Below are 15501 nucleotides of genomic sequence, written 5' to 3'. Positions count from 1 at the left end.
CCCGGGCCCACCGGCCGTACCCTCCGTCACCTGCGGCCATGCGGGCGCGGGCGACGGTAAGGGCGGTGCCGGACCGTCAAGGGCCGGTGGGCGGTGAACACGGACGGGGGGCGGGCGATTTGCGGAGGACGCCCCTCTTCGTATGGCTCGGGCCGGAAAACGGGTGGGACCGAGGTTCGTGACGGTGTGTGAGCGGGCGCCGCGGCCGATCCGGCCCCGTGGGCCTCGTCCGACCCGCCGGCCGTCAGCTCCGTCAGCCCCGTCCGCCATGCGCGGCGGCGGCGCGCCCGCTGAGTCCGTCGACCCGTCAGTCCATCCGCCGCGCCGCGCCCAGCAACCCCGTCTCCGGCTCGGTCGCCCGGGTGTCCACGTACATCCGCGACGCGCCCGCGCACCAGAGCGTGAATCCGTCCGGCAGGGCGGGCAGGGCGTCGACGTCCTCCTGCGGGAGCCCGAGGAGCCGGCCCAGCCGGCGCGCCTCCTCCGGGGAGACCCGCTGGACGCCGACGAGGTCCGCGCTGTCCATCAGCCGAGGGGCCTCGGGCCCCAGATAGGGGAGGAGGGTCAGGACGGGCTGCCAGGGGGCGGCGACGACCCGGCCGCGCGGCGGGCGCACGCCGCAGTCGCGGACCACCAGCACGGGGCTGTGCACCGTCGGCCCCTGCGGCGGCACCCGGCCGACGTCGTGCAGGGTCACGCACTGCTGCCCGCTGTTGGCGGCCTGCGCGAGCCCGGTCCACAGCTGGCGGCGGCCCGTCTCCACGGCCACCCGTGCGCCCGTGCCGACCGTACGCAACGCGATGACCTGCGCCGTCCACGCGCCGCCGATCAGTACCGCGTCGAAGGGCGTGGGCCGGGCGAGGCCGAGGACCGCGGGCGCCTCCCGGGGGTCGGCGCCGATGACCACGCCGTCGTCCCCGACGGGCAGGGCCAGCGCCTCGAACTGCTCGGACGACAGCTCGTGCCGCCCGCGCCGCGGGCCGAGCAGCCCGAGCCCGAAGCGCCGCCGCCCGGCCGCCGGGCGGGACGGCCGCGGGGCCGGCGCCGGGCACCGGGCCCGTCGCGGGGCCGGTCGTCGGTGAGGCCGTGGACATCAGCGCGTACCTCCCAGGGGCAGCGTGGCGAGGACGCCGGGCACCTGCTCGTGGTCGAGCCGGACCAGCCCGGCCCGTACGGCGCGCGCCGCACGCTCCAGGTCCCGCCGCGTCGTGGCCAGTTCGTCGGAACTGCGGCCGGTCACCCGGACGTGTGCGGTCATCGTCGGCGCGTGCCGCCCGTCGCGGGTGCCACCGCGCCCGAGCGTGAGGCTGAGGGTCGTCGCCAGCGCGGGCAGCGAGGTGAGCAGGGCGGCCAACTGCGGCAGGGGAGTGGCCGTCGGGCCGAGCTGCGGCCAGCGCGCCACCCAGTACGTCGTGTGCCATCGGTCGTCGCACCGCCAGGCCCGTACGGTCTCCAGCGTCCGCCGTACGGGCGCGCCGGCCCGCCCGGCCTGCGCGGAGGCCACCGGGTTGACGTTAGCGGCGAGGGATATCGCGGCCCTCAGCTCCTCCTCCGACAGCGGCGCCGCCCGGAAGCCCGCGCCCTGCAACCGGCTCACGAGCTGGTCCGCCGTGCGCAGCACGCAGCGCCGCGCGCCCTCCTCGCCGCCGCCCCGCGCCTCGACGGCCTCCGGGCACAGCTCCGGGTCGAGCTTCAGCGCCACCCAGGTCATGCGCACCGCCGGGGAGCCCGACTGGGCCTGCAACGGCGCGTAGTTCCGCGTGGCCAGGGACTCGGCCGGCAGATGCGGCGCGGGCGCGGGCAGGGTGCTCTGCACCACCTGTACGGACTCCAGACAGATCCCGTCGACGTCCATCGCGTCCCGCAGCAGGGCCAGCGGCAGGGCCTTCTCCACCCGCAGCGGCCGCAGCGGCGCGTCCACGGCGTCGAGCCGGAGCACCGCCGTCACGAACGTGCCGTCGCCGACCAGACCGATCTCACGGCGCTCACGGTCGGCGAAGGAAGCGGTCCGCAGGGCCGGCTCGCACTCCACGACCGGCGCGATCCCCGGGTCCGTGCCCGCGCCGGCCGGGGCCACGCGCCGCGCGCGTCCCCGCAGGGTCACCGCCGCCACCAGCCACTCCGCTATCGGCCGCTGACCGAGCTGCACCACCGCGAGCAGCACCAGCAGCGCGGCGACGGCCACCGCGGGCGCCATCAGCAGCGGTTCGCCCGAGACCCACGCGGCCAGCACCAGGGCGGCGGCCACCTCGGCCAGCACCAGCTGCTGAAGTCTCACGGGCCCCATGCTCACCGCCCGTGCCACGGGCCGTGGCGCGACCACGCCCGCCCCCGCGCCTGCGGCCCCGGGGTTCCGTACGCGCGTTGCGGCACCCATTGCCCGTCAAGCCCCCATCGTCGCCGGCCCGTCGCCCGCCACCTCCGTGGCCGGCGCCGGAGCCCGTGTCTCCGTCACTTCTCCGCCACGGCAAGCCCGTGACCGTCGTCCCGGATCAGCGGCATCCCCTGACGGGTGCGCCGATCGCTACCGGCATAGTAGGGGGCCGGTACGACAACCGGACCGCGGGCAGCGCCTGTCCACCGACGCCGACGACTTGGGGAGAAGCGGCTACACATGGCATCACGGCGGGATGAGCTCAATGCCTACACCTTCGCGAAGAAGCGCACGGTCGCGGCGTTCCTGCAACCCTCGCCCAGTGGCACGGAGGAAGGCGCTCCGCGTCCGCTGCGCGCGGTGCTGCCCGGCGTCATCGTCGGCGCGGTGCTGGTCGCCGGCTTCGGCGCGTGGGGCATGTTCAGGCCGACCGCGCCGAAGGGCTGGGACGACGAGGCCGCACACGTCATCGTCGGTAGCCAGTCCACCACCCGCTACGTCGTCCTGAAGACCGACGGCAAGAAGCAGCTGCACCCGGTCCTCAACTTCGCGTCCGCGAAGCTCCTCCTCACCCCCGACAAGTCCACCGTCATCAAGGTGAAGGAATCCGAGCTCGACAACGGCCACATCCCGCGCGGCCCGACCGTCGGCATCCCGTACGCGCCCGACCGGATGCCCAGCGCGGGCGAGGCGGGCAAGCAGAAGCAGTGGGCCGTCTGCGAACAGCCCGGTGCCGGCGGCCGGACCACCCAGAAGGCGGTCTTCCTCTTCGCCGGTCACGACCCCAAGCTCAAGAAGCTCACCGGCGAGCAGCGCCTGCGCGGCAACCAGGCCCTGTACGTCCAGGGGCCCGACGACGCCCGCTACCTCGTCGACCCCCAGGGCGTGAGGTACCTGCTCGGCGGCGCCGACTGGAAGTCCGCCGACCCCGCCGACCAGAACCTGCTGCTGCGCTCCCTGTTCAGCGACGGCGCCCAGCCGCAGCGCGTCACCAAGGACTGGCTCGACACCTTCCACGAGGGCACGCCCATCGTCTTCCCCGAGATGCGCGAGGAGGCCGGCGCGAACGCGGGCGTGGCCAGCCTGCCGCCCCGGGCCAACCGCGTCGGCATGGTCCTCGAAGCGCCCACCGGCACGGGCACCCAGCACTACGTGGTGCTGCCCGGTCAGGTGCGGCGCGTCTCCGAGCTCGTCGCCAAGCTGCTCCTGAACAGCCGGAAGCTGACGACGCTGGGTCAGGCCGGAGTGCCCGAGCGGGTCAGCGCGGCCGCCTTCACCCCGCACGAAGAGGACTTCTACGGGAAGTACCACTGGCCCGCCCAGGTGCCCCGGCAGGTCAACAGCGTGAACCCGACCGCGAACACCGCGGCCAAGGACACCGTCTGCAGCGTCTTCGGCGGCATGTCCGCCTCCGGCACCCCTGAGCTGGCCACCTGGGCGGGCACCGAGTACCCGGCCACCATCCCCGACGGCGCCACCAGCGCGTACGTCACCCCCGGCTCGGGCCTCCTCTACCGCCAGGTCACCGGCCGCCAGACCAACAGCGGCTCGGTCTTCCTGGTCACCGACACCGGGCTGCGCTACGCGGTCCAGTCCAACAACGACAGCGCGGCGGGCAAGTCGAAGATCGGCGAGAGCGCGGCGCCTTCGCCGGGCACGGGCGGGGCGGAGGGCGGCGCCGCAGCGCCGCCGGAGGCGGACCAGGCCCGCATCAGACTCGGCTACCGGAACGTGGACCCCCTGGCCGTCCCGACCAACTGGTCGCAGTTCCTGCCGACCGGGCCGCGACTGGACGCGAACAGCGCCAGGCAGCCGCAGGGACGGTGACGGACCCGATGCCACGCACCACGACCTCGGTCACCGTCGCCCTGACGGCCGCCGTCCTCACCACGTTGACGGGCCCGCACGTGGCGGCGTCGGCGGCCCCCTTGTCGCTGGACGGCAGCGGCGAGTGCACGAGCTACCCCGCCAGGACCATCCAGGGCACCCCCTGGTCGCTCCAGCGGATCCTCCTCGACCGGCTGTGGCAGGACACCAAGGGCAAGGACGCCCAGGGCAACCCGGTCCGCGTCGCCGTCATCGACACCGGCGTGGACGTCAGGAACCCGCAGCTCAAGGACGCCGTCGACGTCAAGAGCGGGGTGGACCTGCTGGCCGGCATGAAGGAAGGGGCCCAGGCCCAGGACGGGTCGGCGGGTGTCAGGGCGGCCTCGAAGGACGGCCCGAAGGACGACCCCACGACGCCGGCCAGGAAGAGCCCCGAGAAGAAGCCGTCGGCCAAGCCCTCGGGAACCCCGTCGCCGACGCCGAAGGCATCGGAGAAGAGCAAGGAAGAGGAGAGGAAGAAGAAGGAGGAGGAAGAGCGGCAGAAGGAGAAGGAGCGGGAAAAGGAGAAAGAGAAGGAGAAGGAGCGAGAGAAGGAACGGGAGAAGGAAAAGCAGCGGGAAAAGGAGAAGCAGACCCCGGAGGTACCGCGCGATCCCACGCTCGACCTCGTCGGCCACGGCACGAAGGTCGCGGGCATCATCGCCGCCCGCCCGTCGGCCGGCAGCGGATTCGTCGGCATCGCGCCCGAGTCGGTCATCATCCCGATCCGGCAGAACGACGAGAAGGGCACGGGCACGTCCCGGACCCTCGCCGAGGGCATCAAGCACGCCGTAGAGGCGGGCGCCCGCGTCATCAACATCTCGCAGGACACCTCGAAGCCGCTCCTCCCCGACTCCGACCTGGAACTGGCCGTCAAGGACGCCCTGGCGAAGGACATCGTCGTCGTGGCCTCGGCGGGCAACGACGGCCTCGACGGGAACGTCAAGGAGACCTACCCCGCCGCGTACAAGGGCGTCCTCGCCGTGGCCGCTTCCGACCGCAACAACGAGCGCGCCGTCTTCTCCCAGCCCGGCGAGTTCATCGGCGTGGCCGCGCCCGGCGTCGAGATGGTCTCGACCGTCCCGCTCGGCGGCCAGTGCGTCGACAACGGCACGAGCTTCTCCGCCCCGTACGTCGCCGGCGTCGCCGCCCTCATCCGCGCCAAGCACCCGGACTGGAAGCAGCACCAGGTCGTCGCCCAGATCGAGCAGACGGCCGAACGCGCCACGAACGACCACGACCGCTACGTCGGCTGGGGCGTCATCGACCCGGTCCGCGCCCTCACGGAGGACGCCCACCCGGTCGACAAGGTGACCCCGGACAAGGTGACGGCCCGCACGGTCCACGCCCCGGAAGCGGCCCCGCTGTCCCTGGGCGAGACCCCCCGGGAACGCCAGGAGCGCCTGGCCACGTACGCCCTGGGCGGCGCGGGCGTCCTGGTGGCGGTGATCGCCGGCACGGCGGTGGTCCTCCGCGACCACCGCCGCCGCGCCTCCTCACGGAGCGTGTGACGCCCGTCAAACGGTCTTGACGGGTATCCAGTTGGGGCGCTGGATGTCAGTGACTACAGTTACTGTGGCGCTCCTTGGGGGCTACACGGGTAGGGGGTCGGGGTGACAGGGCAGGATCAGGGCAGCGGGTACACGCCGTCGGGGGAAGGCAAGCTCGCCAAAGAGCCCTTGACGCTGAAGTCGTTCCAGGGCCGCATCGACGCGGCTGTCGAGAAGCTGGAGAAGTCGAAGGCTTCGTCGAAGTCCATGGGCGACCAGAAGGTGCCGGTGGATGCGTTCGGTGTCGGATTCGGGTCGGCGAAGGACCTGGCGGGCCTGTACGACAAGGTTCATGAACGGCTGCTGGCGCTGTCCAAGGTATTCGGCGACCAGCTGGAGGCGACGGGCCTCGCGGCGGTGATCGCCGAGCGCGGGTACGACGGCATCGACGCCGAAGAGGCGGAGAAGCTGCGGTCCATTCAGAAGCGTACGCAGGAGTACGAGCGTGACCGGGCCGCCGCTTTGAAGAGGGATGCCCCCGGGGGCGGGGGCACCAGCGGAGGCGGCGGCGGGTTCTAGGGGATCAGTAGATGAGCGACGACAAGAGCAAGGGCAAGTTCGACCACTACAGCCACGAGCAGCTCTACGCGATGGTGGCGAACTCCAAGCCCGACCGGCTGAGCGATGTCGCACACGCGCTGGCCGAGGCATTCGGCGCGCTCGACTCCATCAGCAAAGACCTCAAGGTGTACTTCACCCAGGTCAAGCTGGAGGGCGAGGGCGGCAAGGCGTTCCACACGTGGGGCGAGAAGACGGTCATGCAGACCACGAAGCTGGCCCACTACGTGTCATCCGCCGGCGAAGCGATGAAGAAGGCCGGCGAGGGCCTCGCCAAGGCCAAGTCCGCCATGCCGCAGCCGGACATGATGTGCTACGCGGATCCGGAGAAGGACAAGGCGCGGCTGAAGAAGCGGGACGAGGCCGCGGATCTGCTGGTCGGGCTGGACAACTACTACGGCATTGTTAACGAGGACCTCAGGAAGCTGGAGGAGCCGAGGTTCGGGCTGCCGCCCCAGCTCAAGGACTCCGTGGGTCTACGAGAGCAGGAGTTCGCATCGCCGCCCTCAGGAGGCAGCGGATCGTCAGGCGCAGGCGCAGGCGCAGGCGCTGGGGCGGGAGCTCGCCGTACGGCCTTTTCCGACGCTGTCGGCTCCATGGGAAGCGGGCCTGTAGCGCCGCACCAGGGGCCCGAAGGCGTGACCAGGCTTCCTGGGATCAACGTGTCTTCAGGCTCTGGGACGGAGCATCTGGCTCCTCTGCCGGAGCCCCGGTACATCTCGGGCACCAACATCGACTCTTCGGGACCGGCTCCGTCTCCGGATGTCATTACTAAGCCGGAGATCTCACGCCCCCCTTCGGATATCCCCCGATACCCGGGAGACCCCTCTGTACCGCCACTTTCGGCAGGGCCTCACATTGGCCTGCCTGGCGTTCCCTACGCAGGCAGAGAAGGAGCCGGGCCGGGCCGACGGTTCGACATGGGACAGCCCCCTGAGGGCGGAACGGCGAGGCCCTGGTCCGGGAAAGTTCCGCCTACCGGCTCACGCGACGGGGTTGTGGGTGGTATCCCAGCTCGCCCGGCGCCTGGTTCCGTTGCGCCGAACATGCCCCGTGGCACGGTCGTCGGAGAGGAGCGTGCCACGGCGAGTCGTGGCCCCATGGGCATGGGCGGCTTCGGAGGTATGCCTGGAGGCGGGGCTTCAGGCGCCCGGAACCCAGCCGCTGGCCGCAGGTTGGCCACCGAGCCTGGTGGCGCAGCTGGCGTCCCACGTGCGCCGCGCGGAGGAACGGCGGAATTCACTCCGGGCGGCACAGGACTCGTACGGGGCGGGCCAGGAATGGGCGCTCTGCCACACCCCGGCGTCCCTTCGCCCAAGGATGCTCGGCGTTGGACCGGGAAGAGGCCCGAGTACCTCGTAGAGGACGAGGAAACGTGGACAGAGGGACACCGCGGGACCGTCCCACCCGTCATCGACTAGTACCGCTGATGCCATCTTCGCGCCCCCAAGGAGGCTGCCGACCCATGCCGTACCTGCCTGGCAGAGCGCTGCGATGTGCCTTGCCACTGATCGGTGCGGTAGCCGTGCTGCTCGGTGGCGGTGCACCACGAGCGACTGCAGAGGATATGCGTGCAAGGCAGTGGTACCTGGACGCTATGCAGGCTGATGACATGTGGAAGGTCAGCCGGGGAGAAGGCGTGACCGTCGCGGTCCTCGACACGGGTGTTGATTCTTCTGTCCCGGAGCTGAACGGGCAGGTCTTGCCGGGCACAGACGTTTCCAACAAGCCGAAAGGCGCCAACGAAGACGAGAACGGGCATGGCACGAACATGGCCGCGATGATCGCTGGCAGGGACGTTGGAGAAGGAATCCAAGGGCTCGCTCCTGGAGCCAAGATTCTTCCCGTGAGAACAGCGGGGGATCCCACAGCCGACGCCGATGACCCGCTCTGGGCGAGAGCGATTCGTTACGCAGCGGACCACGGTGCACGAGTAATCAACATCTCTATGGCTGGCCCCGCGGAAGCTGGCCAGGCTCCATTGACTGCGTCCGCTGTGAAATACGCCCTCGAAAAAGGTAGCTTGATCTTCGCGGGGTCGGGCAACGACGGTGACGAAGTCAATTTTCCCCACTACCCTGCGGCGCTCCCCGGGGTTGTTTCGGTAGGCGCGGTGGATCGTTCGGGGACGGTGACCAAATGGTCGAACAGTGCCAGCAACGTGGCACTTGCTGCTTCCGGAGCTGAGATTCCGGGGCGTTGTACCAAGAGCAAGGGTTTCTGCGCTGGGGACGGAACCAGTCAGGCCACCGCCGTCGTCTCCGCCTCCGCCGCCCTCATCTGGTCCAAGCACCCCGACTGGACCAACAACCAGGTCCTCCGGGTCATGATGGACACGGCGGGAAAGCCCACCACGGGAAAGGTGCCCAGCATCTACATCGGCTACGGCATCGTCCGCCCCCGCAAGGTCCTTGTAGATGGTGAAGGCAACCCGGGCCCCGCCGACGTCAACCCCCTCCTCGCCGCTGCGGAAAAGGACGCGAAGCCCTCGACCGCGCCATCCCCGAAGGCGAAGAACGACGCCAAGGCGCCGACCCCCGAAGAGAAGGCGGCCGAGAGCCGGGACAGCGGCAACAGCACCCTCTGGATCGGCATCGGCGCGGGAGCCGCAGTCGTCGCGGCGGTGGCCGCCACCGTATTCGTCCGGCGACGCAAGCGCGCAGCGGCCGCGCCGAATCCGTACGCGCCCACGCCCTCACCCCCGTACGGCCCGGGGCCCGGCCCCGGACAGTGATACTTCCCGGATGGCTGGCCGGCGAAGGCGAAAGCCCGCTGCCCCGGTCGGCACCAACCACGCACCCAAGAAAAAACCCCTCGTGGGGAAAGGTGGAACATGACAGACAAGCAAAAGGTCGATGACAAGGCGTTCAAGGCATTCACGGACGCCATGGATCTGACCACCGGCCACTTCTCGGCGAACCTCCGCAAGCTGGCGAACGTCATCGCCACGCTCGACGGCGGTTCGTGGAAGGGTGACGCCCACCGCGCCTTCCGCAAGGCCCAGATGGACCTGAACGACGACCACGACCGCGTGCGTCGCCTCGTCGACCAGGTCCGTGAAGCCGTTGTCCTGACGCACCGTTCCACCGGTGCCACGGACGCGGAGATCGCCGCCACGATGAAGGGCGTCGACACGGCCGGCGCTCCGGCGGGCGGCGGCGGTGGCGGGCAGCACACGCCCACCAGCGGGATCGACAAGTACTGAGTACGGGCCCGGACCCCGGTCCGGGTGAAGGCGGGAGCCGCGGCCGAGGCGCGGCGGTGAGCGCCGATTTTTGGATGACGACACCACAGAGGGTGGGGACATGGCAGACAACGGCGAACTTGTCGTTCATTACGGCTCGCTTTCGGAGACCGCCAAGGACATCCGGGCGGCCGCAGGCGTGATCCGGCAGGAGCTGGACGCCATGCAGAAGGCCGTCAGCGATGTCGCGCACGGCTGGGAGGGCCAGGCCCACCAGATGATGATGAGCGCGAACGCGATGTTCCGGCAGCGGAGCGAGCACATCCAGACCACGCTGGACGAGATCGCGAAGCTCGTCATGACCGGTAGCGAGCACTACTACGCGACCGACAAGAAGGCTTCGACGCTTTTCGACATCAGCTACTGATACCGATGAAGCGGTGACCCTCGACGAACGGGGGTGGGAGAGCCGGCCACCGGCTTCCCACCCCCGTTCGCGTACCGCCGTACGGGACCCGTGGATCCCGTACGACTCAGGTCAGGTCGAATTCGCCGTCCCGTACGCCCAGCACGAACGCGTGCCATTCGGCCTCCGTGTACCGCAGTACGGTCTCCGGGTCGGCGGACGACCTCATCGCCACCGCGCCACCCGGAAGGTACGCGATCTCGACGCGCTCCTCCGTCGTGGCGTCGGGTGCGCTCAGCCACTCGGCGCCCGAGATGTCCATGGCGTACAGCTCGGCCTTCTCGTGTTCGTCCATCGGTCAGGGGCCGCCTTTCACGGTGCGCGAATTTCGCCGGAGTGCAACATCGTCAAGCGAGTTGACGTGCGTCGCGGACAATCCGTGAGCAGCGTACTCCGGACCGGCGAGCCGCAGACCCGGTTCGAACAAGGCCCTCAGAGCAGGGCGTAATTCTCTGCCGCCTCCCGCGAGAACACGGCCCACATCTTGCTGCCGCCCAGCGGTGCCGCGCTCTCGTCCAGGCCGCAGATGCCGCCGCAGGCGTCGACGACGGCGTCCAGCGTGGACAGAGCGGCTCTCCGCCGCGCTCGGCACGCCTCGCGCAGGCCGGCCGGGTGCCGGGGGTGCTCGTCGAAGACGGTCAGGCGGAGGACGCCGAACCGCCAGCGGACGGAGAGGGTCGCCGCTTTGCCGGGCGTGAACAGGCAGGCGTTCGCGAGGAGTTCGGACGTGGCGAGCACGCCCAGCTCGGCCATCCCGGCGAGCCCGTGCTCGCACAGGACGCGCCGTACGACGGTTCGGGCCATGCCGAGGCTGTACGCGTCGGAGGGCAGGCCGAGGGAGTAGCTCAGGTTTCCGGGGGCGGGTTCGAAGGGGGCGGACGTCCCCATCAGGTGGGATAGGCAGGGGGTGTTGTGGCTCATGCGCGTCACTCCGGGCGCTCAGCGGGTGAAGGAGTGCTCGCACGCGAACGCGGCTACCGGTGGCCTGCCTCCCTGGGCGCGGGCGCACCCACCCCAGGGCAGGTGGGCATGCTCGCGCGGTGCACTTCCGGCCCCACGGCGTGTGAGCTAGGCAACACCGAAGGTAGCGCAGAAGGAAGCCCTGTGCTACCTACTCACCGGAAACCCTGTGCTACTCCAGTAACCGCTGGATCCGGCCGCTTCGCGACGGGCAGACTGGTGCCGGTTTTCAGGAAGGGGACCCATGCCACCGAGGAGCAACCCGACCATCCGTCAGAGGCGCCTGGGAGCCGCGCTGCGGCAGCTGCGCGAGCAGGCGGGCATGTCGGCGTCGGACGCTGCCGCCCTGCTCGGGGTCGACCGCACCCGTATCTCCAACACGGAGGCGGGACGCTTCGGCATCAGCGCCGCCCGCGTGCGCACACTCGCCTGCAACTATCGCTGCCCCGACGCCGGCCTGGTGCAGGCTCTTGCCGACATGGCGCAGGACCACACGAAGGGCTGGTGGGAGCAGTACAGAGGGGCACTTCCCGCCCACTTCCTGGACATCGCCGAGCTGGAGTGGCATGCGTTGCGGCTTCGTAACGCCCTGACGTCCCACGTCCCCGGTCTGCTCCAGACAGCGGATCACGCGCGGGCTCTCTTCGAGATGGTGATCCCTCAGCTCCCGGAAGAGGAGACACGCCTGCGAGTGGCCCAGCGGTTGGAGCGGCGCCAGGTCCTGGATCGGGACGACCCGCCCGCCTATGACGCGATCATTCACGAGAGCGCGCTGCACATGCAGTTCGGCGGCCGCGACGTCGCCCGCGCCCAACTCAAGCATCTGCTGGAGTCGGGCGAGCGTGACCACGTCAGCCTTCGGGTCATCCCGTTCACGGCAGGCGGCTTTCCGGGAGCCGGTCAGACGATCCTCTACGCGCACGGTCCGGTGACCGAGCTCGACACGGTGCAACTGGACGCCTCGCACGGCTCCGTGTTCATCGACTCCGGAATGCAGCTTGCCAACTACCGGGAGCTCTTGAGCAAGATGGAGCTGAGCGCACTCAGTGAGGAAGACTCACGCCAGCTCATCCACGCGATCGCTCAGCAGCTCTGAAAGGCTCCGAGATGTACGAGATCCAGTGGCAGGAACCCTTCTGCGGCAATGGCGGCAACGCATGCATCCAGATCGGCCACGCCGCAGACGGCACTCCCATACTCAGAGAGACGACCCGCCCCAAGGAACTGGTCGTCACGACCCGCGAGGGCCTCCGCAACCTCATCGAGGCCGCGAAGCGCGGAGACCTCGACCACCTGCTCTGAGAGACCGTGGCCCGGGCGCCCAGTTATCGCTGCAAGCGCTGCCGGGTCTCCTCGCTGGGGAGCGAAAGATCCGTACAGCCGTGCCGTTTCGCCTGGTTCTGGGCGAACGTGACGAGCAGTGTGCGCAGATCGCATCCTTTCCATCTATGAGCCGGCAGCTGGTGATCGGAGCCTGGTCGCCGGCAGGTGCCACCACCATCCAGGGCTCTCCGGACGCGTTCTTGGGGAGCGGGGCGTCGGCCAGCCATCCGCACATCGTGCCGGCCGCGTCCTTCAACGGAACCGCGGCCGACTCCTCGGGCTGAGTGTGTTTCGGCAGGGGCAGCGGCTTTGCGCCGCAGCCGAGCTTTTCGGATGCCTTGTTGGCCATGGAGGCAGCGATGCGCAAGGCGGCAGCCGTGTTGTCCTCGCTCGGGCGAACCGTGGTGAGCAGGCGGATCTTGCGTCCGTGAGAGTCCCGATCCAAGGAAGGGCCCACCCGAGTCCCTCACGGTTCCTGCGCGTCGGCATCCGCCCCAGGCGACATCAGCCTGGCGCCGGGGCGTCACCTGCTCCCCGTCAGATGGGGTCAGCCGTGGGTCGGCAGTTCGCACCCCATCCGCTTCGTCACTGCCCGGGCGAAGCCCTCGAACAGATCCTGCTGAGGCGCGAGATGTTCCGCTGCCCGCCGGTGGTCCTCCGCTTCTTCCTTGCTGTCCGGGTAGGACACGCGAATGAGGGCCTGGCTGTCCTTGCATCCCACCAGTACGGAGGGGCTTCGATCGGCAACGGCACTCTCACCGTTCCACTGAGCGTCGCCCGGCTTGTTCGGAGACACCTTCCGGGCGTACTCGCCGACCAACTGGGGATTGGTGGTCACGCTGAACGCGGCCAGGCGTAGTCCGTCGGGCTGCTGGAGGACGCAACTCCACGTCCGGTAGTCGTCCCCGGACACAATCTCCCGGACGTCCGATGTGGAGGCCCTTTCCCGGAGAGGGGAGAAACCGGCGAGCCCGCAGGCATGATCGAGCGGTGTTCTGCGCTCGGCGGGCGGCTTTGGCGTCGACCCGGGCGCGGTGAAACCCTCTGTAGAGCAGCCCAGCTCTCCGGCCAAGGTCGTGGCGGCCTTCATGAGCACCCGGCCCATCCGTGTCCGTGTCTCCTGTGCTCCCCAGGTGTCTTCCTGATTGTCTCCAAGGGTGAGCGTCACCTGTACAGGGTTGCCGTTGCTTTTTGCCGCACGCTTGCAGGCATCAGGAAGCCACACGGCCGCTTCATTGTGGCCGGCCCAGCCGTTGAGTCCGTTGCCGAGGGGGAAGCGCTGGACGTACTGACCCATGTTGCTGGAGTTCGAGCGGGTTCCGTAGGGCCAGTCGGACGAGGATCCGCCGTACTTCAGAGCGAACGTGGGTACCGTGGCGTCAGGTCTGGTGGAGACCTGGCAAAGCTGTGTCAGGGTGAGGTCGGCCGGGCTCTGGGAGTCCTGCGACGAGTAGCCCGATCCTTTCACCCCGACCGAGGCGACATCCTCCCTGGACAGGCTGTTCCAGCAAAAAGTCTCACGGGCGGTGGTCTCGTCCGCACGGTTCCAAGCGAAGACAGCCAGAGCTCCGCCGACCGCTATACCTACCACGGAGACGACGGAAACGACCTTCGTACGTCTGGAGAGTGCCTGGTCAGAATTTCGGCGGAACATTCAGCTCACCTCACTGCTGCCGTTCCGGAAGTCCTGCCCGGGACGGTCGTGCCGACCACGCCTGGCCAGACAGAATGCTCCCACCAAACCGCCCGCAGCCAAGGACAGGCCGGCGTACCCCAAGCGCTGCGTACGGGCGGTGCCGCATTCGACGTTATAGGCAGTGGCACCCGTCTCTTCTCGCGGGAAAACGACGGACCCGCACCTCAGGTGGGTGGTTTCCATCTCGAATATTCCGCGAGTCCTGTCGAACTCGACCGGTACGAGAAGGGACAGGGCGGCCCCGACTGAAAGCATCCCGAGCAGGAGCGTGCTGACCTTGCGAGCTCTTCTTCCGCTACCTGTGGAAGAGTTATCTTCCGAGGGTGATATCTGGATTTGCATCGGATATTCGCTCATCTTGTGGAGTGGTCAGGTTCGAGCACCCGTGTCTCCTTGGGGCTTCTTCGGTGAAGGCAGTCAGTGGTTTGGCCCCGCCAGCCTGCGCTCACCGGATTTCGCCGCCGAAGTCTACGGGGTTATCTTCGCGCAGCCCAGTTTTTCGCTGGCTGCCTTCACGAACGATACGAAGAGGGCGCGGTCGTCAGGGAGGAGTCTTTCGTGTTCAGCATTGGTCCAGCCAGCGGCGTACGAGTTCATTCCGAAGAACGTCTCTTTCCCCGCACAGTTCGCTACGACCTTCCCGATGTGGCCACGTGCCTGCCATCCTGTGCCGACCTTCCCGGTGCCGACAGCCTGGGCAAGGCTCGCGACGAGCCGGGGGTCCTGAGACACTGCGAAACTGGTAAAGGGAGTGCCCTCGTTTTCCTTGCTCAGGTGACACAGCCAGGTGGAAGAGAAGTCCTGCGTGCGACTCTCCCAAGGTGTGAGGACCTCAGACGAAATTGTTTCCGGCAACTTGAAGCCGGGCAGCGCGCAAGCCGCGCCCGGCTCAGCTTGCCGAGGCTTCGCGGGGAGTTGCAGCTCGCTGGGAACCGGTGTTTCGGGGGAGGCGCACCCTGATTTCTCAGCCACAGAATTCGCGGCATTGGTGAGGAGTCGGGCGACCTTCAAACTGTCTCCGTGCCCATCGGCAATATTGATCGTGACGACCCTGCGGACCGCGGAGTTCCGAGGATTGGAGCGGGACTTGCTGCTCCAGCATTTTTCCGGGAGGAGGACCCATCCGTTTGTATCGGAGACGCCGCCGCCGTTGAAGTAGGCCATGTCGGGCGTTGTGTGACCCCAGTTTGGTATGGAGAAGGGGAAGTCCGCCGTTGCCGTATCTTCGGCGCGGATATCGATCGTTATGTTATTGCGGCCAGGCAATGAATTTTTGACTCGAGTCGTGCAGGTGAATTCATTTTCGTCATGCCCGATTGAGGCGGGGTGCTGGCGTGAAGACAAACGCCCCGACCCTCCCGCCGCGTCTTGCATGTCCTGGGCGCTCACCAACCCGTTGCAGGGTCGGTCGGGGCCAAAAGTGTTGGTGTTGAACGTTATGTGCAACCCGGCCAGGATTCCCATGCAGACGACGATCGGCAGCCCGATGTTCCGGATGCGGCGCTGTTTCTTCGAGAGAGCCAT

At 68.8% G+C, this 15501-nt stretch carries 16 protein-coding genes; 10 read left to right on the top strand and 6 right to left on the bottom strand.

Annotated elements, in window-relative coordinates; all coding sequences use genetic code 11:
• Nucleotides 1–307: 307 nt before the first annotated feature.
• Both AF335_RS29740 and eccE read right to left on the bottom strand, forming a co-directional pair.
• Nucleotides 308–907, bottom strand: a complete 600-nt coding sequence (locus AF335_RS29740; RefSeq protein ID WP_342353979.1) for a hypothetical protein — start codon at nt 905–907, stop codon at nt 308–310.
• Nucleotides 908–1093: 186 nt separating this feature from the next.
• Nucleotides 1094–2287, bottom strand: coding sequence for a type VII secretion protein EccE (gene eccE / locus AF335_RS29735; RefSeq protein ID WP_311775546.1), 1194 nt, complete (start codon nt 2285–2287; stop codon nt 1094–1096).
• A 327-nt stretch (nt 2288–2614) separates the two neighbouring features.
• Here eccE and eccB point away from each other — a divergent pair, with 327 nt between their 5' ends.
• The 7 genes from eccB to AF335_RS29700 all read left to right on the top strand — a co-directional run bounded on the left by eccB (nt 2615) and on the right by AF335_RS29700 (nt 9959).
• On the top strand, nt 2615–4201 hold the full coding sequence (gene eccB / locus AF335_RS29730; protein WP_102921545.1) for a type VII secretion protein EccB: 1587 nt from the start codon (nt 2615–2617) through the stop codon (nt 4199–4201).
• 8 nt (nt 4202–4209) lie between these two features.
• Nucleotides 4210–5751, top strand: a complete 1542-nt coding sequence (mycP, locus tag AF335_RS29725; protein ID WP_146045647.1) for a type VII secretion-associated serine protease mycosin — start codon at nt 4210–4212, stop codon at nt 5749–5751.
• A gap of 102 nt (nt 5752–5853) precedes the next feature.
• Nucleotides 5854–6309: a hypothetical protein gene (locus AF335_RS29720; protein ID WP_146045646.1), complete on the top strand. Its 456-nt coding sequence runs from the start codon at nt 5854–5856 to the stop codon at nt 6307–6309.
• 11 nt (nt 6310–6320) lie between these two features.
• Entirely contained in the window at nt 6321–7769 is a 1449-nt protein-coding gene (locus AF335_RS34275) for a hypothetical protein (RefSeq protein WP_146045645.1), read from the top strand.
• A gap of 176 nt (nt 7770–7945) precedes the next feature.
• Nucleotides 7946–9082: a type VII secretion-associated serine protease mycosin gene (gene mycP / locus AF335_RS29710; protein ID WP_228773086.1), complete on the top strand. Its 1137-nt coding sequence runs from the start codon at nt 7946–7948 to the stop codon at nt 9080–9082.
• A 99-nt stretch (nt 9083–9181) separates the two neighbouring features.
• Complete coding sequence (locus AF335_RS29705) at nt 9182–9553, top strand: WXG100 family type VII secretion target (protein ID WP_102921540.1); 372 nt, start codon at nt 9182–9184, stop codon at nt 9551–9553.
• A gap of 100 nt (nt 9554–9653) precedes the next feature.
• A complete protein-coding gene (locus tag AF335_RS29700; RefSeq protein ID WP_146045644.1) occupies nt 9654–9959 on the top strand; it encodes a WXG100 family type VII secretion target in 306 nt (101 codons plus the stop codon).
• Nucleotides 9960–10065: 106 nt separating this feature from the next.
• On the opposite strand, the gene AF335_RS29695 is transcribed toward AF335_RS29700, so the two are convergent.
• Together AF335_RS29695 and AF335_RS29690 are read right to left on the bottom strand one after the other, a co-directional pair.
• Nucleotides 10066–10293: a DUF397 domain-containing protein gene (locus AF335_RS29695; RefSeq protein ID WP_102921538.1), complete on the bottom strand. Its 228-nt coding sequence runs from the start codon at nt 10291–10293 to the stop codon at nt 10066–10068.
• 137 nt (nt 10294–10430) lie between these two features.
• Nucleotides 10431–10919, bottom strand: a complete 489-nt coding sequence (locus AF335_RS29690; RefSeq protein ID WP_146045643.1) for an ATP-binding protein — start codon at nt 10917–10919, stop codon at nt 10431–10433.
• Nucleotides 10920–11202: 283 nt separating this feature from the next.
• Between AF335_RS29690 and AF335_RS29685 the strand changes: the two genes are divergently transcribed.
• The 3 genes from AF335_RS29685 (at nt 11203) to AF335_RS34925 (ending at nt 12565) form a co-directional block, all read left to right on the top strand.
• The gene (locus AF335_RS29685) at nt 11203–12054 is read left to right on the top strand and encodes a helix-turn-helix domain-containing protein (RefSeq protein ID WP_102921536.1); all 852 of its coding nucleotides are present in this window, start codon (nt 11203–11205) and stop codon (nt 12052–12054) included.
• Nucleotides 12055–12065: 11 nt separating this feature from the next.
• On the top strand, nt 12066–12260 hold the full coding sequence (locus tag AF335_RS29680; protein WP_102921535.1) for a hypothetical protein: 195 nt from the start codon (nt 12066–12068) through the stop codon (nt 12258–12260).
• 146 nt (nt 12261–12406) lie between these two features.
• A complete protein-coding gene (locus AF335_RS34925; protein ID WP_170127840.1) occupies nt 12407–12565 on the top strand; it encodes a hypothetical protein in 159 nt (52 codons plus the stop codon).
• 263 nt (nt 12566–12828) lie between these two features.
• Here AF335_RS34925 and AF335_RS34270 read toward each other — a convergent pair whose 3' ends face one another.
• Together AF335_RS34270 and AF335_RS34265 are read right to left on the bottom strand one after the other, a co-directional pair.
• Entirely contained in the window at nt 12829–13935 is a 1107-nt protein-coding gene (locus AF335_RS34270) for a hypothetical protein (RefSeq protein WP_146045642.1), read from the bottom strand.
• A gap of 510 nt (nt 13936–14445) precedes the next feature.
• Complete coding sequence (locus AF335_RS34265) at nt 14446–15501, bottom strand: hypothetical protein (RefSeq protein ID WP_146045641.1); 1056 nt, start codon at nt 15499–15501, stop codon at nt 14446–14448.

The organism is Streptomyces eurocidicus, assembly GCF_002891295.1.
GTDB lineage: Bacteria > Actinomycetota > Actinomycetes > Streptomycetales > Streptomycetaceae > Streptomyces > Streptomyces eurocidicus.
The sequence above is the reverse complement of the archived record's forward strand: the minus strand, read 5'-3'. Positions and strand labels throughout refer to the sequence as shown.

What these genes read in the sequence shown, in the direction of transcription:
- AF335_RS29700 (WP_146045644.1), top strand. Translation starts at nt 9,654, where the DNA reads ATGGCAGACAACGGCGAACTTGTCGTTCATTACGGCTCGCTTTCGGAG.
- AF335_RS34270 (WP_146045642.1), bottom strand. Translation starts at nt 13,935, where the DNA reads ATGTTCCGCCGAAATTCTGACCAGGCACTCTCCAGACGTACGAAGGTC.
- AF335_RS29690 (WP_146045643.1), bottom strand. Translation starts at nt 10,919, where the DNA reads ATGAGCCACAACACCCCCTGCCTATCCCACCTGATGGGGACGTCCGCC.
- eccB (WP_102921545.1), top strand. Translation starts at nt 2,615, where the DNA reads ATGGCATCACGGCGGGATGAGCTCAATGCCTACACCTTCGCGAAGAAG.
- AF335_RS34925 (WP_170127840.1), top strand. Translation starts at nt 12,407, where the DNA reads ATGAGCCGGCAGCTGGTGATCGGAGCCTGGTCGCCGGCAGGTGCCACC.
- AF335_RS34265 (WP_146045641.1), bottom strand. Translation starts at nt 15,501, where the DNA reads ATGGCTCTCTCGAAGAAACAGCGCCGCATCCGGAACATCGGGCTGCCG.
- mycP (WP_146045647.1), top strand. Translation starts at nt 4,210, where the DNA reads ATGCCACGCACCACGACCTCGGTCACCGTCGCCCTGACGGCCGCCGTC.
- AF335_RS29695 (WP_102921538.1), bottom strand. Translation starts at nt 10,293, where the DNA reads ATGGACGAACACGAGAAGGCCGAGCTGTACGCCATGGACATCTCGGGC.
- AF335_RS34275 (WP_146045645.1), top strand. Translation starts at nt 6,321, where the DNA reads ATGAGCGACGACAAGAGCAAGGGCAAGTTCGACCACTACAGCCACGAG.
- mycP (WP_228773086.1), top strand. Translation starts at nt 7,946, where the DNA reads ATGCAGGCTGATGACATGTGGAAGGTCAGCCGGGGAGAAGGCGTGACC.
- eccE (WP_311775546.1), bottom strand. Translation starts at nt 2,287, where the DNA reads ATGGGGCCCGTGAGACTTCAGCAGCTGGTGCTGGCCGAGGTGGCCGCC.
- AF335_RS29685 (WP_102921536.1), top strand. Translation starts at nt 11,203, where the DNA reads ATGCCACCGAGGAGCAACCCGACCATCCGTCAGAGGCGCCTGGGAGCC.
- AF335_RS29680 (WP_102921535.1), top strand. Translation starts at nt 12,066, where the DNA reads ATGTACGAGATCCAGTGGCAGGAACCCTTCTGCGGCAATGGCGGCAAC.
- AF335_RS29705 (WP_102921540.1), top strand. Translation starts at nt 9,182, where the DNA reads ATGACAGACAAGCAAAAGGTCGATGACAAGGCGTTCAAGGCATTCACG.